Source organism: Paenibacillus sp. FSL M7-0802 (assembly GCF_038004945.1).
GTDB classification, from domain to species: domain Bacteria; phylum Bacillota; class Bacilli; order Paenibacillales; family Paenibacillaceae; genus Paenibacillus; species Paenibacillus polymyxa_B.
In genome coordinates, this window is sequence record NZ_JBBOSD010000001.1 from 5,808,514 (window position 1) to 5,825,646 (window position 17,133).

Below are 17,133 nucleotides of genomic sequence, written 5' to 3' on the forward strand. Positions count from 1 at the left end.
AATCGTGTCGCAAATATTAGCTTGGCAATCCCTGAGATTTGGACCCATTACTGTAAGGCGAAAGGGACAATTCGAGAGTAGAGAGCATCTGACAAGATCGGAGTATGAACAATACAGATCGGCAGAGACTTGGGGACGGGTTGAACCTATTTTATCAAGCTCCTTAACGGATTTGGTACAACCCACAATATTTTTCAAGTTACCCGGCACCCAAAGAGATTACGTATTACTGCTTGCCTTTTTACAACGGATCAGTTTGCCTTTAGAGATCGTATTTCCAACCAAGACCGAATTCAATAAATTTCCTTTTCCCGAGTTACCGAATTTTGAGTACTTTGATGCGCTTTACGATAAATACTATCCGGTATTGTATCCGATGGATAGCGAAAAACAACTACAAAAGGCAAAGAAAAGGATTCCTTTGCTTCGAACTGTAGTTTGCTTATGGTTCGCAGGTTACGCCCTTAAGGAAGGGGTAGAGGGTAATCATATTATTACTTCCTCTGTATTAGCAAAAGCAAGTAAGATCGCTAAATATCATAGAAGTAGTTTAACCCTCCTAGGTAAGATGTTAGCTAAAGAAACAGATTCCTTGATTGAAAATAAACCGGTCATACCTTGCGATGAAGCGGAAAGAAGTCTCTGGATAGCCGCGGGAATATATCCAACCCAAACGCCGTTTGAGGAGAGTCTCTATACCTTTGCATTTTCTTACTTGAGGCAACGTGTGAATGATTCAATAACTGATGATTATTACGACGATGAAGGAAATTTACTTTTCAGATACGGTAAAAAAACTATCAGCATAAATTATTGGAAAGCGATAGTCAAGTACATCCGGTATTTTGCAATCAAATGTCGATCAAAAGGTCTTACTGACATAAGCGAGAATTCAATATCAGAAGTATACACAGAGATTTTTGGCCAGATGAAGGGACAAGAAGATAAGACGTTTTTCCGAGTGGCGCTTCGACATTGGCTTAGGTGGCTTATAAGAACTACAAATGCTTCATACAACATAGAACGGATTATGCCAAGACCTAGACGTGTTATGTCAAAAGATCATGGACGAGTATTTAGTATGTCCAAAGCTTATATTCTTGTGCAGACCTTAATGAACGATCAAACTCCTTTAATTAACGAGAACATTCTGATGGACTTTCGTCATAGGCGGGCTTGCCTGTTGATGTTATCAACTGCAGCAAGGCCTCATGAAATAGTTAATTTGCTTCAGAATGCTTTATTTATAGATTCGCAGGATAATTCCTGGATTCGTTTTCACAAAACCAAGACCATTCGCAATCAACCCGATCGAAACGGCTATGAATGGGTTCATCACGCTCTAGTGAAGAGCGATGCTGCAAGATGGTTTAACGAATTGATTCATTTTGCCCCATCAGAACCTATATTTTTTCCAAGAGAGTGGGGTGGGGATGGCCTTACGGAACTTCGTTTACTGGCTTCAAAACATAATGATGGCCCTATACGAACTAGCGGACTGTATAATTTTTTAACTCGCATTCAATCGAAGTTATGGCCTGAACTTAGGAAGCCATATTTCACACCCCATAATCTAAGAGCGCTCCATCTTACTTATCGGCGTATCTTAGGAGACAATGATGAGCTACTAGAGAGGCAGGCCGGACATAGTCATCCTTCCTCAAAAAAGCCTTATACGGAAACAATGCCTGCAGAAGAAGTTGCAAAGTTTGGTCATCTACTTCAAAAAGGCGTTTGGAGAAAGAAACCGGAAGGGGAGGATGCTGATAAGACAGAAGGGGCTGGAATTTCGTCTACTGAATATGTAGCCATTGATGAGATAACCGAAATTTCATCTAAGTTTGAGGTCACGCCTCAAAAGCTAGATGAAGCATATAAATTAACCCAGAAAATTATAGAGGAATCACCACGTTTCCAAGGTAAAGTTATTGATTTGGAAGATGAGTTACACGAGGTTAACGTAGGTGGTTATACGCATAATTGTAATGCACATGTCTTGCTAAACTGTGGTCATACACCCGGGCATTGTAGAGCATGTGATGATTATAGTCCTGATGAGGGTACAGAAGATGCGCACAAGGCCGACATATTTCGTGAAATGTTGCATTATTACTATTGTCTCGATGCAGAGAAAAATTTCAAGTCCACAGGACAACGAAAAATGGTTTTTCAGAAGGCTGAGGATATAAAGGAACGGTTGAACAAAACAGAAAGAAGTCTCTGGGTAAATAAATTTAAAATGCCGCCAAATGAGGCGAAAAAACTGCATTCATTGCTCTTTAAGAAAGCAAAGGCATACTTTCGTGAACAGTCTAAAGAGAAGCCTAATCCAACTAATGCAGAAGTGCTTTGTTATATTTTAAGTGGGGAGGTAAAGTAAATTGGCTCGTCCGGTTTCTTTCAGTAGCAGCGACTTGGCATGGGAATGTGCACAAGTAAAAAGAAAGCTTTTAAATGATGTCAAAAAGGGGCGATTATCGCGTCTTTCAAAATCAGATGTGTACGATATGATTGCAAAACGCCCGCGAATCAGATTGAAAAGCTCGCGAATGTTGTGGACGGGTTCCTATAAGGAATATTTGGAAAAATGGTTCACCAAATTGAATGAGGAAATACAATTAATCCTAGACTCGGCCTCTGAAGGAGAACCAACGATTACAAGTCCTGAGATTGTAGCCCAGGAGCACCGGGAATTGCAAGCCAAGGTTACTCATTTAACACAGCTTATAAGTACGTATAAAGATGCTTTGGACGAATTACGCATAGAGAACGGACAGTACCGAGAATTAATCAGCCAGCGTTTCGGAGATATTGACTTATTCTAATGATCCTGAATGTCCCGTGTACTGATACCCTTCGCATACATATGTGCTCCTCAATGCCGGTCACATTCGTTTGATTTTTCTTCACGACTACAGGTTCAAATTCTACATCACCGTATTCGGAGGTTACGGTTTTCTTACTGTTGTAGCCGTCGCGGCTGTTTCTCGTTTGTTTGTTTTTACATCATGTTTCTCATAACCGGGATGCGTATCCAGTTCGGCTTCTAATGCTTCTTGAAGTACATCTGCAAATAATTCCTTTAATGTCCATTGAATATCTTCTGCCGATTGAAAATTATGCTCTTTTACGAATTGACGTAATTCTTGTTTTGACAATAATCCGCTTCAGGTCACCATGTGCTTATTCCTCCAACTTTGATCTAGTAGTCAGTATTGACAAATTTATCTCAGTTGAAGTAAAGATTATGTCCAAACTAAATTGTTACTTCAAGCCTTGTACGGAATTGAATTACAAATGGGTGAATCTCTCCCGGAGCGACTATTCTTTGGTGTGACGGTTCACTCGCAATTAATGAAAGCAGGCCGCGTGATAGATTTGAGGGCTGAACGCATTCTTATCATTGGAAATAAAACTGTATTTCATGAATATATCCAATCGTTATCGAGAATTGGTAATTTGTTAGAGAAGAAGATCATTGTTGTTTATCTTGGAGGTTTTCCAGGACCGGATAAACGATTTTTTCTTCGGCAAATCCAAGATAAATTTGATAAAAATGGTCTTCAGATTGAAGTTCAGTTTTGGGGCGACATCGATTGGGGAGGGTTCCAAATATTCCGGCATTTGCAAAAATCAGTGTTTCCACAACTACGACCCTATCGTATGGATAAGACTACTTTCCATCAGCATTTGGATTGGGCAGAAACCTTCACTGCAGATTATCAAGTCAAATTGGAGCAGCTACTGGAAAACACGGATAATTCCTAGTTTCACGGATTAATTCGAGAGATGTTGTGTACGGGCAAGCGTTTAGAGCAAGAAGCTATACTATTATAAACTGTATTTCAGCCACTGGTTGTTGCCGAATTCTATAAGATTCGTGGTAATACTTTGTATTGACAGTGTATTTCACAATAGCCGCGACTTTTGCGGCTTTTTTCATTTATTGTTATTAGTTGTTTTCTTGGACTGGGACAAAAATCAAAATTGAGCCTTCTATTTTTACCATAAAAATGCAAGTAAATCCGTAACTGGCCGATCAAGGAAACAAGGTTGTTACCAGGTTGGTGTAGAGCAAGGTAACGTCTGGGTATCTTGGCGGCTTATTTAAATGGGGGATGAAGAGCCAGTTGCAGACTACATTCTCAGTTCCCGGCTACAGCAAGCGATCAAATCGTCCCGGAAATGCGGGTCGCCGAAACAGACCACATCATTACTAAAAAGCAATGGGGAGCTTTTTACGGAACGGAGCTCGACCTGCAGTTGCGTCGCCGGGGAATCGACACCATCGTCTTATGCGGCATCGCTACCGGGCTTGGCGTGGATACGACCGCGCGGGAAGCGTTTATGAATGGGTATCAGCTGATTTTGGCGATCGATGCCATGACCGGGTTTTCTCAAGCCGAGCACGATCACGTGAAAAATTTTATTTTTCCACGCATCGGGCGTGTTCGGACAACACAGGAAATCATTTCTGCCTTTGCTGAAGTTTGAACCCAAAGGAGATGTGCCCTTGGATTTATCAGGTTCCAGGGGTCGTTTTTTTATTTCAGGAGGTTGGTCTCTATGACCCAAAAGAGAAGTCCCAAGTCCGATAGGATGTACCCCTGGTATGTCTTATCTGTAACCAGTCTCGGAGCGTTCCTGGTTCTGGTCAATATCGGAACGCTTAATGTCGCATTGCCGGAATTAAGCCAGCAATTTCATGCGAATGCGGCAGCTTCCAGCTGGATTTTACTTTCCTATATGCTGGTAAACACTATCCTGATTTTAATCTTCGGACAAATTTCGGATATTTTCGGAAGAAGCCGAATGTATTTAATAGGAATGGCCATCTTTACCGTATCCAGTTTACTACTCGGTTATGCTTTTAATGTAGAGGTACTAATCCTTCTTCGGATCGTACAGGCTGCCTGAGGAGCGCTCGTAGTGACGAACACAACACCGCTGATTACCGATGCGTTTCCCCAATCGCAGCTGGGCACCGGTCTCGGTCTGAATTTATTGTCCGCTTCCGTCGCGCAGGTGCTTGGCCCGGTCGTCGGCGGCGTGGTCACGACCGCCTGAGGCTGGAGGTGGGTGTTCTGGTCTAATGTTCCCTTCGGGATCATTGCTCTCATCTGGGGGCTCTGGATTCTAAGGGTGAAGCCCCTAGCGCAGCTCCATAAAAAAGTGGACGGATATGGAGGCATCATGATCTTTGTCGCTTTAGCGGGTCTAATCATTGCTTTATCCAAGGGGGGAGAACTGGGCTGGGGAGACAAGCAGGTGATCGGAGGTTTTGCGATATTCGCCATATTTACTACTATATTTTTATGGCATGAGCATCGTTCAGCATCACCTCTACTAGATTTAAGCCTTTTTGAAAGCTGGACGTTCAGTATGGGGAACATCGCTACATTCTTTAATTCTTTTGCCCGTACGGCGGTTGCTCTGCTCTTCGCTCTCTATTACCAATTTGCCTTCCACCAAAACGCGCTTAATGCCGGTCTAAGGATCCTTCCAATTACGATAGGGATGTTGGTCATTTCTCCGATTGCTGGCATGTTGACTAAGAAGGCGGCCATTCGAGTTCTGGCCTCACTTGGAATTCTTATTTCTATAGCAGGACTACTACTACTCCTATTCGTGGTCGGTGGAAATTTCTCTTACGGGGTCACCGCTTGCGGCATGTTGTTAATCGGGGTCGGGACCGGTTTATTCCTTACCCCCAATACGACGGAGATCATGTCAAGCGTTCCGGAGCAAAGCCGCGGGGTGGCGAATGGACTGCGGTCCATGCTATATAACTTGGGTCAAGTGCTGAGTACGGCTCTTTCTTTAACCATCGTCGGCGCAGCGCTGCCAGCCCACCTGAAGAACGTGCTGTATTCCGGAAAGAACAATGTGATTTCTGCCGTTGATTTTGCTTTCGTCATTCACGGTTACCGCTGGGTCATCATCGCACTAATAGGGACTTCTCTACTCGCTCTTGCTGCCTCGTGGTTCCGTCCGCAACAGAAAAAAGCTTACGAAAGCTCTTCAGCGGCCTCTTGACTTTGACGCATTGATGCCGCGTCAATCCGTCCGATCCTCATCGATCGGTCCTGCGGCTGCCGCCATAACCCCAGCGCGTCCGGTAAGCCCAAACTTCTGGAGCTAGCGATATATATCCGGCGGGTAGTGGAGCGTTGCGATATACTTTCACACGACAACAAGATATCCTCTTCTCCTAAATTCCGCCTTTTGGAGGCGCGAAAAAGATGAGAGTTCTAAAGTTAGAACATGTAGGTGTTCTAACACATAACGAACATTGTTCTTTACGAACAATGTTCGTTATGGTATAAATATTGTATGAACGTCCAAATACTGCATATGCGGTAAATGATACAGTAACATATAGTGGAAGTACTTATACCTGTCTTCAGGCACATACTTCCCTTGTAGGCTGGGAACCATCCAATGTTCCTGCTTTATGGAAGAAAGGCGGCAGCGGAACTACGCCACCTACAACACCGCCAACAACGCCACCAACAGGTCCTTCAGTAACAAAGCCTTCCGAAGTTCCAAGCCACATATGGACATACACAATGAATGCGGGCGATAAATTCGGTAAAGGCGGAGATTTTGCTTTATTGCTGAGTGCTGTGATCAAAAAGGAAAGCAGCTTTGGAGCAGGCTTACCAGGCAGTCCATCAGCCGGCGACGGATTGATGCAGGTAGAACCAAACACACGTAATGCTTATTTATCTCAATTCAGCTCAAAATTTGGCCGTGCTTATAATCACGGCAGTGAACAAGATCAGGTATGCTTGGGCGGACTGATTTTAAATGAAAAGATTACTAGATTCGGCAACATATATAATGGCTTATTACACTATAACGGAGGAGATAACTGGTATCCGGGAGCTACAGACTCTTATGGCCGTCCTATTCTGGCCAATCAATATGCAGATGCAGTTTACGCTACTTATAAGGGCTATGGCGGTAAGAACTAAGATGTTATTTATTTTCCACCCTTGCAGGTTTTACAATCCTACCGTACATGTACACCCAGTTTTGTAAGTAATACCGGGAGTGGGCGGGGGAGGACAAAGGCAACGATGCACATCCACCACAAGCCGGGAGAGAACATGGATGTGGATTGGGCCGGAAAAATAAACTGAAGTTAGTGTTTAAACACTAACTTCAGTTTAAGGGAGGAATTATGAGTATGGAAATTTTTGAGCAGTATGAATCCAACGTAAGAGCATATTGTAGAAACTTCTACGATGTGTTTGACCGGGCTAAAGGTGCACTGATTTATTCAGAATCCGGAAAGAAATTTGTTGATTTTTTTGCAGGAGCAGGAGCTTTAAATTATGGACATAACAACGAATACATCAAACAAAAGATACTCGCTTATCTTGAATCGGACAGTATTACTCATGGGCTTGATATGTACACAAAAGCGAAACGTGAATTTATCGAAAAATTCTCGCAGATCATATTGGAACCCCGAAAGTTAAACTATAAAATTCAATTTTGCGGGCCTACAGGTACAAACGCTGTAGAAGCATCGCTGAAGCTTGCCCGAAAGATCACTAAACGGACTGGTATATTTGCGTTTATGGGAGGATTTCACGGAATGTCGCTGGGGAGTCTGGCTGTTACCAGCAACATTCAGAAAAGATCTTCCTCCGGCATAGCATTATCCGATGTTACCTTTTTCCCATACTCCGAGAGTCCAATTGACTCATTCGATACTATTGAATACATGGAAGCCGTTCTAAACGACGGTCACTCGGGAATCGAAAAACCGGCGGCTATTATATTTGAAACCATTCAGGCGGAAGGCGGCGTAAATATAGCTTCACCCGAATGGATGCTCAGGCTGAGGGAACTTAGCGACAGACACGGTATTCTACTGATTTGCGATGACATTCAGGTTGGCTGCGGACGCACCGGACCGTTCTTTTCATTTGAACGTGCCGGGATGATCCCTGATATTGTACTGCTTTCCAAGTCAATCAGCGGGTATGGCCTTCCCATGTCTATTCTGCTGATGAAACCGGAACTTGATGTCTGGAAGCCTGGTGAGCATAACGGTACGTTCCGGGGAAACCAGCTTGCTTTCATTGGAGCTACAGCTGCGTTGGAATATTGGGAAATGAATAATTTGGAACAGTCTGTGAAATATAAGGAAGCATTTGTAAGAGAATATTTAACCAAGCAGATTTTGTCATTACATAAGGGCCTGACCATTCGGGGTGCAGGTTTGATTTGGGGTATTGATTTTTCCAATGTGGAGGATGAGCGAATCACGCAAAAAGTAGTAGAGGAATGTTACCAAAACGGTTTAATCATCGAAAGCGCAGGAAGAAAAGACAGTGTTATAAAACTTATGCCTCCGTTAACCATCGAGCTTGAACTTTTGCAGCAGGGTTGTTCAATTATCAGACAAGCTATTCAAGAGAATATAAATAAAGTATTGGAGGTCGAAAGTTATGGATAAAATCGCCATTATAGGAATAGGATGCCGTTTGCCAGGAGGAATAAGGGGGCCTGAGGAGTTCTGGGAAGCATTGACTGCGGGAAAAGATATGACTTCCGATTTACCCGAAGGCCGCTGGGATTTAGAAAAGTTTTATGATCCTGACAAATCAAAGCCAGGCAAGCATTACACCTGTCATGGTGGATTTTTAGATAAAATAGATGAGTTTGACCCTTTGTTTTTTGGTATTTCTCCAAGGGAAGCGGCCTTTCTTGATCCACAGCAAAGACTGATGCTGGAGACATCATGGGAAGCAATGGAAGATGGAGGCTTGGATCCGGCCAAGCTAGCAGGAACCAATACCGGTGTCTTTGTAGCGGGCTTCACCCTTGACTATCAAGCAATACAATTTAAAAACGAATCGGTTGAAAGTTTAGATACACATTCGGCAACGGGTATGATGATGACAATGTTGTCCAACAGGATTTCATATATATATGATTTCAGAGGTCCAAGTTTGTCTGTAGATACAGCGTGTTCGGGCTCTTTGGTTGCAACACACCTTGCATGCGGGAGTTTATTGAATAATGAATGTAATCTCGCAATAGCAGGCGGAGTAAGTGTTATAGCTACACCTGAGTATACCATAGCGGAAAGTAAGGGTGGTTTTTTATCTCCCGATGGACGGTGCAAAACTTTCGATTCCAGTGCAAACGGTTATGCAAGAGGAGAAGGAGCCGGCGTTGTGGTTTTAAAACGCCTGTCAGATGCTATCGAAGACGGAGATAGGATTTATGCCGTAATAAGTGGATCGGGTGTAAACCAGGACGGCCACACAGACGGGATTACTGTTCCAAACGGGCAGGCTCAGGAAAACTTAATGAAGGAGGTATACAAAAAGGCAGGAATATCACCTTCAGATATAACATATATTGAAGCTCACGGCACCGGCACTCCGGTTGGAGACCCTATTGAGGCTAATGCAATAGCACGAGTGGTTTCAACAGACAGGCCAAAAGATAAAAAGTGTATTGTCGGATCTGTTAAGACAAACATTGCCCACCTTGAGGCCGCTGCAGGAGTTGCCGCACTGATAAAAGCTTCACTAATCATAAAGCATAAGCAAATACCTCCACATCTGCACTTTAAGAATCCAAACCCTAAAATTCCCTTTGACGATTTATGTATACGAATTCCTCAGACCCTGGAGCCTTTGCCGCAACCCGCATTGGTTGGCATAAATTCATTCGGTTTTGGAGGAACAAATGCCCATATCCTCTTGGAGGAAGCTACAGATCTCCAAAAAGAGGGTACTCCTGAAGTTAATGTAAATACCGGATGGCCATATATGATTCCCATATCTGCGCGCTCAGAAAAGGCGCTAAAAAACTATGCGCAAAAGTATGTTGATTTTATTAATGGAAGTGGAGAAAGTATTTCTTTATATGATATTGGAAGCATGATGAGCAAAAAGCGCACCCATCATGACTATAGACTAGCGGTTTCGGCATCTTCAAAGGAAGAACTTGCAGGAAACCTGGAAGCGTATATTAAAGGACAAGCACGCCAGGGGATGTCTGCGGGAAATGTTGAGGCAGGAAAGTACAATAAAGCTGTTTTTGTATATACAGGTATGGGGCCCATATGGTGGGCTATGGGCAGACAGCTCCTTGAAAAAGACCCTGTGTTTAGAAATATGATAGAAAAATGCGATAAACTTACACGTCAGTATGCTGGATGGTCTCTACTGGAGGAACTTCTCGCCGATGAGGAGAATTCACGTCTGGACCAGCCCCAGTTTGCTCAACCTGCCAATTTTGCTGTTCAGGTGGGTTTGACTGAAGTATGGAAATCCTTGGGTATTATACCCCGTGCGGTGGTAGGACACAGTGTTGGAGAAGTGGCTTCTACATATGTTGCAGGAATTTACAGCCTTGAAGATGCCATGTTGGTAAGTATTCACAGAAGCCGTGCACAGCAAAAAGCAGTAAACAAGGGCACAATGCTGGCGGTAGGTTTACCAGAAAAAGAAGTTGTGGCCCTGCTGGATGAGAACATAAAAGGTGTTTCAATGGCAGCAATCAATAGCCCAAATTCGGTAACTTTGTCAGGTGATCCTGATGCCCTTGAGCAGATCCAAAAACAGTTGCAGGATAAGGGGGTTTTTGCGCGGCTTTTAAAGGTCAATGTAGCGTATCACAGTTACCAAATGGAACCATATGAGCAGGAGCTATTGGAGGCATTAAAAGGAATAAAGTCCCAGCCTGCCGGGATACCGATATATTCCACGGTTACAGGGAAAATGCTGACGGGTACAGAGTGTGATGGACATTACTGGTATAAAAATGTAAGAGAGCCGGTACGTTTTGAAGCAGCAATGTATGAAATGATTTCGTTGAATTATAACTTATTTATTGAGGTGGGCCCTCACCCTGTTTTAGCAGCTTCTATTTCTGATTGTCTGTCAGCTAAAAACGTTGAAGGTAAGAAGTTGTTCTCTATAAAAAGAAATGAAAACGAACAGGTTTCAATACTGGAGAACTTAGGGAATCTATATGCACTGGGATACCCTATAGATTGGAACAAGATTTACCGGTACCAAGGTGAGTTTGTAAGTCTCCCTCTTTATCCATGGCAATGGGATAAATACTGGATGGAAACGCAGGAATCAAGTGAATTTAGGCAGGGAAAAAATAAGCACAAGTTTTTAGGACGCCGTTTGAAAACTTCCAGCCCTATATGGGAGATTGAACTTAATACTACCTATATGACGTATCTTTCTGATCATAAAATACAAGGTATAGAAGTTTTCCCCGGAGCAGGGTATGTAGAGCTGGGAATGGCTTGTGCCAGAAGCTATTTTGGAGAGGGTTTTTATACAGTTGAAGATATAAAGTTTGAAAATGCTTTATTTTTAAATCAAGGAGTATCACCTGTGGTGCAGGTGGTTTTGGATCCAAAAACCGCAAAATTCGAGATTTCAAGCAGGATACCGGGACAAGATAAGACTTGGACATGCAATGCATCCGGCACAATAAGAAAACGGCAAAACATAAAGATCACTGCTAAAGATGAGTTGATTCAAATACTTGGCAATTGTACCAAAGAATACGGAAAAGAAGTATGTTATAAAACCTTCTATCAAATGGGTTTCCATTATGGTCCTTATTTCCAAGGTATAGACAAGATATGGAAAGGTGATAACGAAGCTCTTGGCAGGATCGAGATCCCTAAAATACTGGAGATTGATAGCTCTATCTACGGTCTTCACCCGGCGGTATTGGACGCCTGTTTCCAGGTTACCATTGCGGCAGTTGCACCACTTAATGAAGATGAAAATAACGAAGGCCAATCATTCCTACCTGTAGGAATAGACAGGGTGCAGCTTTATGGAAGGCCGGAGCCTGTCATGCTTTGTCATACGCAGATGGTAGATAGGAAAGATAATAATTTGAACGCCAACATCCGTCTATATAGTGAGGACGGAAATCTAATCGCCGAAATACTGGGCATAAGAACTAAGGAACTTGGAAATAGTGGAGGGTCTGATGCTGGAAGAGTTAAGGATTATCTTTATGAGATAAACTGGGAGCTTCTAAAAAGTGAAGAAGTTGATACCCGCACAGCTGCTGCTAACTCTGGAGCATGGCTTATTTTTGTGGATCATAAAGCAGCAGGAAAAGAACTGGCAAATCTCCTTGAAAAAAGGGGAGAAGAATGCTTTATGGTATATCCTGGTGAGAATTTTGGTTGGCAGTATGAAGAGCGTGAGATATATATAAACCCTCGAAGCATTGAGGATCTTAGAGCGTTGTTTGATGAATTCTCAAAAATTAAAACGAAGCTAACAGGTATTGTATATATGTGGAGCCTCAATATCCTTGAGATCCAGGAAGTTAGTAATACAGCTATAGAAAAAGCTTGTTTTGAAAACCTGTTTGTATTAAAACACCTGGTACAAGCAACCACAAATCTGGGATTAAATTTTAAGCTGTGGGTTATTACAAGAGGAGCCCAAATGATCAACAGGGCTACTCCAAATTCTGCATTCTTACAGTCGTTGGTATGGGGCCTTGGCACCGTCATAGGTTACCATGAGTTGCCTTCAAATTGGGGAGGCCTTGTAGACCTTGACATAGAGGCCAATGCGGGTGAAATGGAAATGCTGTTAAAAGAAGTCTTAGGTAATGGAGAGAACCAAATTGCTTTCCGTAATGGGAATAGACTTGCAGCAAGAATCGATAAACTGCGGATTGATATGCAGCATCAAGTACCCGTACATCTTCGCCCCGATGGAAGTTATGTTATTACAGGTGCTTTTGGTGGCATAGGTATGATTACAGCCCAGTGGATGGTTGCCAAGGGAGCAAGACATCTGGTACTGCTTGGACGCGGAGAATTTCCAAAACGTTCTGAATGGAACAATGTAGAGCCAGGCAGCAGCCTTGCAGAGAGGATTGAGTTTGTTCGTAAGCTGGAGTCCCAGGGGGCAACAGTATATATTGGATCAGTGGATGTAACTGATGAGGAAAAGCTTGCTGGATTTTTTAAAGATTTTGATAAGGAAGAAAGGCCTCCTATTCGAGGTGTTGTACATTCTGCTGGTATTACGGATGATCAATTTCTTGAGGTTAGTAAAGATGAGACTTTTTATAGGGTCCTTTCGCCTAAGGTAAATGGTGCATGGAACCTTCACCGTATGACAGAGGGACGGCCTATTGACTTCTTTATTTTATTTTCTTCAGTTGCTTCTGTATTTGGTTCACCAGGCCAGGGAGCATATGCAACTGGGAATGCCTTTTTGGACTCACTTGCACATTACCGTTTATCGAGAGGACTTCCTGCACTGAGTATCAATTGGGGACCATGGTCAGAGGTTGGAATGGCTGCAAGGTTTATGGAACGTGATCCGGAGTATTATATACAAAAATCCATAGAATCTGTAACGGTAGAAAAGGGAATTAGGGCTATGGAGCACCTTGTTGGAGAAGCTGTTGCACAGTCTGTGGTTCTACCTATACTCTCGTGGCAAACGTTTGGGGAAAAATGGTTCTCACCCATGAGTTCTCCACATGTGCTTAAAACTCTTTTGCAAGATGAGTCAGGACAACAAGAGAATATAAATAAATCAAAGGTGGATGTTGGTATCCTGGAGGATATTATTTCATCTCCAATACAGAGCAGGCAGAATATCGTTGAAATGCATATTAAAACAATAGTAGCGAAGGTTTTGCGTTATAATCCTGAGGATCTAAGTACCAAACAACCACTAACTGTTTTTGGGATGGATTCATTAATGGCCACCGAAATAAAAAACAGGATGGAGGTTGCCTTTAAAACACCTGTTTCCATAGTAGAACTTCTTAAGGGTTCCAGCATATACGATCTTTCCGAGCAAATGATATCAAAGCTATACGAATCGGGAAAGATTTCAGAACAGGATTCCCTAAATATGGGTAAGGCTGAGCTTGGAAGAATACCTAAAGTTTCTGAAAAAGAGTACTATGAAACCTCATCTGCACAAAAGATGATGTATATCATTAATAATCTTGAGGGTAACAACATTGGGTATAACATACCTGTGGGAATTTTATTTGAAGGTGGGATTGAAAGGGTTGCCCTTGGGGAAGCATTAAAAACATTGATACAAAGGCATGAAGCATTTAGGACATCCTTTGAGATGATTGATGGGGAGCTTGTGCAAAGGATACAAGATGAAGTTGATTTTACTATAGAATATTTTGAGTCTGAGGAAGACGGAGTAGAGAAAATAATCGATGAATTTGTAAGACCGTTCGATTTAAGCAAAGCACCCTTAATAAGAGTAGGTCTTATAGAAATCCATGCTAGCAGGCAAATACTTTTGCTTGATGTACATCATATAGTCTCGGATGGAACTTCAATAATCAGGACTTTTGATGAAATAGTTTCTATATTAAGTGGTGAAAGCCTTCCGGCAATGGAGGTGCAATATAAGGATTTTGCCCAGTGGCAGAATGGCTTGTTTAGCACTGAGGTTTACAAAAAGCAGGAAGAATACTGGCTTAATAGGTTCAAGGGTGAAATTCCTATCCTTGATATGCCTACAGATTATCCTAGGCCTGTCCTTCAAAGCTTTGAAGGAAATAGGTTGCTATTTGATTTAGACAGTCATTTGATGGATAAATTAAATGTACTTTCCTCCCAAACAGGAGCCACCGTGTATATGATACTTCTTGCGGCATTAAATACACTAATGTATAAATACTCAGGACAGGAAGACATAATTATTGGTACTCCTATAGCGGCAAGAACTCATTTTGATACTGAAAGAATACTGGGGATGTTTATAAATACCCTGGCATTAAGGAATTTCCCAGAGGGAAATAAGGCCTTTACTGAGTTCTTGGAAGAAGTAAAAGAAAGCTCCTTAGAAGCATATGAAAATCAGGAATACAGGTTTGATCAGTTTGTGACAAAACTTAACGTAAAGAGAGATTCAAGCAGAAATCCTTTATTTACTGTTATGTTTAATATTGTTCCTTCTGATGAGCATATTATGGAACATCGTGGTGAATTAAAGTATTCCAAATATCCGGTTGAAAGTAAAACATCAAAATTTGACCTAACATTCCAGTTGATACCAGATGGTCATAATATAATATTATGGATGGAATATGCTACACGTCTGTTTAAGAAGGAGACGGTAGAAAGGCTTGTTCAGCATTACTTTAATATCCTTGAAGAGATAACCTCAAACCCTGAAAAAAAACTATCAGAAATCAATATGTTATCCCAAGAAGAAAAGGAGCGAATAATATACGGCTTTAACGATACGAAGGTTGAATTTGAACATCACCTGACGGTACACCACCTGTTTGAGCAGCAGACGAAAGTACGTCCAGACAATATAGCAGTAGCGTATGAAGGCCGTAGATTTACATATGGCCAGATCAACCAAAGGGCAAACAGGATAGCAAGGTACATGCTAAAGGCTGGCACTGGTAGAGAAGAAGCCGTAGTTGTCATGCTGGAGAGGGGACCCTTATTTGTAGAATCGGTACTTGGTATATGGAAAGCAGGGGGGGCTTACATACCTGTAAATCCAAAATACCCTACACAAAGGGTGCTTGATATATTTAAGGAATCTAAAGCTGCCTATGTGTTGACCTTATCAGATTATGTGACCCAGCAGCTTAGTGAGAACTATAAAGGCCGAATTATATACCTTGACCAGTGTGAAAAAGAGATTGAGGCTGAAAGTGGCGAAAACCTAGATCTAGATATAGACATAAATAGTTTGGCCTATGTTATATATACATCTGGTTCAACTGGTGTACCAAAGGGAGCTATGATAGAGCATCTTGGCATGATAAACCACATCCATGCGGAAATAAAGGAACTTTGTATAACTAACAACAGCATAATATCCCAGAACTCGCCTCAATACTTTGATGTATCTGTATGGCAGTTCTTTGCAGCCCTAACCATAGGAGCTCAAATTATCATCTATCCAGATGAAATAGTAAAGGATGTTGCAAGGTTTACGAATCGGATCATAGAAGATGGCATAACGGTCCTTGAGGTGGTACCTTCATACCTTGCTTTAATGCTTGAGTATGTGGAAAATACAGGGAATAAACCGGAAAAACTTCATTACTTGCTGATAACGGGAGAAACCGTAAAATCCGGCATAGTAAGGAAATGGTTTGACCTATGTCCAAATACTAAAGTAGTTAATGCCTACGGACCTGCAGAGGCAGCGGACGATATTACTCTATATACTATGGAAGCTGCTCATGAAGGAGAGAACATTCCTGTAGGCAAGCCTATACAAAATATGAATCTATATATAACAGATAAAAACATGAACCTGTGCCCTATCGGAGTAAAAGGAGAGATCTGCGTCTCTGGAACAGGTGTAGGAAGGGGTTATTTAAATGACCCTGAAAAAACAGCCCATGTATTCCTTGAAGATCCTTTCAGAGAAGAAAAGGGGATAAGGCTGTACAAAACAGGAGACCTGGGAAGATGGCTGCCTGACGGGAATATCGAATTCCTGGGCAGAATAGACCATCAGGTTAAGATCCGCGGATACCGAATAGAGCTTGGAGAAATAGAAGCTCAGCTTCTAAAACATTCTTCAATAAAAGAAGTTGTGGCAGCAACAAGGGAAGACCCCCAAGGGAACAAGTACATCTGTGCATATATAGTTGGAGAAAGTGAATTGACAATACCGGAATTAAGGGAGTATCTCTCCAAAGATCTGCCAGACTACATGATCCCTTCATATTTTGTACAGTTGGAAAAACTGCCTTTATCAGCGAATGGCAAGGTAGATAGAAATGCCCTGCCTGCCCCTGATGGAAATATTAATACAGGGGTAGACTATGCTGCACCATTCGGTGAAATTGAGGAGAAGCTTGTACTGATATGGAGCCAAATCCTTGGAGTCCAGAAGATTGGAGTAAATGATAACTTCTTTGAATTAGGAGGAGACTCATTAAAGGCAACCAATCTTGTATCAAGGGTTCATAAAGAATTTGACATAGAATTTGCATTAAAAGAAGTGTTTATGGGTCCTACAATTTCGGCAATAGCAAAAAGTATTAAAAATAGACTTAACGATACAGTGGAAATCGAAGAAATTTTAAGCATGATTGAAAATCTATAAATAGGAATTAAAAGAGATGAAATAGAGA

At 42.1% G+C, this 17,133-nt stretch carries 9 protein-coding genes and 2 pseudogenes; 10 read left to right on the forward strand and 1 reads right to left on the reverse strand.

The genetic code is table 11. The features are described 5' to 3' along the window. The first annotated feature begins 4 nt into the window (after nt 1–4). Together MHB54_RS26590 and MHB54_RS26595 are read left to right on the forward strand one after the other, a co-directional pair. On the forward strand, nt 5–2,380 hold the full coding sequence (locus tag MHB54_RS26590) for a site-specific integrase (RefSeq protein WP_053325490.1): 2,376 nt from the start codon (nt 5–7) through the stop codon (nt 2,378–2,380). Between the two features lies 1 nt (nt 2,381). Further along, nucleotides 2,382–2,825 carry a hypothetical protein gene (locus MHB54_RS26595; RefSeq protein WP_023988780.1) on the forward strand — a complete coding sequence of 148 codons (444 nt, stop codon included), beginning with the start codon at nt 2,382–2,384 and terminating at the stop codon, nt 2,823–2,825. Here the strand turns inward: MHB54_RS26595 and MHB54_RS26600 are convergent. Then, a pseudogene (locus MHB54_RS26600) lies at nt 2,825–3,158 on the reverse strand (transposase); the annotation flags it as partial. The gene MHB54_RS26595 and the pseudogene MHB54_RS26600 overlap by 1 nt on opposite strands. 139 nt (nt 3,159–3,297) lie before the next feature. Between MHB54_RS26600 and MHB54_RS26605 the strand changes: the two are divergent. From MHB54_RS26605 to MHB54_RS26645, 8 genes and pseudogenes are all read left to right on the forward strand, one after another. Then, on the forward strand, nt 3,298–3,768 hold the full coding sequence (locus tag MHB54_RS26605) for a Wadjet anti-phage system protein JetD domain-containing protein (protein WP_023988778.1): 471 nt from the start codon (nt 3,298–3,300) through the stop codon (nt 3,766–3,768). A 372-nt stretch (nt 3,769–4,140) separates the two neighbouring features. Beyond that, nucleotides 4,141–4,494, forward strand: a pseudogene (locus tag MHB54_RS26610) (isochorismatase family protein); the annotation flags it as partial. 72 nt (nt 4,495–4,566) lie between these two features. After that, complete coding sequence (locus tag MHB54_RS26615; RefSeq protein WP_340982056.1) at nt 4,567–4,917, forward strand: MFS transporter; 351 nt, start codon at nt 4,567–4,569, stop codon at nt 4,915–4,917. A 12-nt stretch (nt 4,918–4,929) separates the two neighbouring features. Beyond that, nucleotides 4,930–5,067: a hypothetical protein gene (locus MHB54_RS26620; RefSeq protein WP_340982057.1), complete on the forward strand. Its 138-nt coding sequence runs from the start codon at nt 4,930–4,932 to the stop codon at nt 5,065–5,067. Nucleotides 5,068–5,079: 12 nt separating this feature from the next. Beyond that, nucleotides 5,080–6,036 carry an MFS transporter gene (locus MHB54_RS26625; protein WP_091002023.1) on the forward strand — a complete coding sequence of 319 codons (957 nt, stop codon included), beginning with the start codon at nt 5,080–5,082 and terminating at the stop codon, nt 6,034–6,036. Nucleotides 6,037–6,329: 293 nt separating this feature from the next. After that, complete coding sequence (locus MHB54_RS28805; protein WP_023988776.1) at nt 6,330–6,977, forward strand: carbohydrate-binding protein; 648 nt, start codon at nt 6,330–6,332, stop codon at nt 6,975–6,977. Nucleotides 6,978–7,192: 215 nt separating this feature from the next. Next, on the forward strand, nt 7,193–8,473 hold the full coding sequence (gene ectB, locus MHB54_RS26640; protein ID WP_025719505.1) for a diaminobutyrate--2-oxoglutarate transaminase: 1,281 nt from the start codon (nt 7,193–7,195) through the stop codon (nt 8,471–8,473). Then, on the forward strand, nt 8,466–17,105 hold the full coding sequence (locus MHB54_RS26645) for a non-ribosomal peptide synthetase/type I polyketide synthase (RefSeq protein ID WP_264453747.1): 8,640 nt from the start codon (nt 8,466–8,468) through the stop codon (nt 17,103–17,105). The genes ectB and MHB54_RS26645 overlap by 8 nt, the downstream gene beginning before the upstream one ends. Nucleotides 17,106–17,133: the final 28 nt, after the last annotated feature.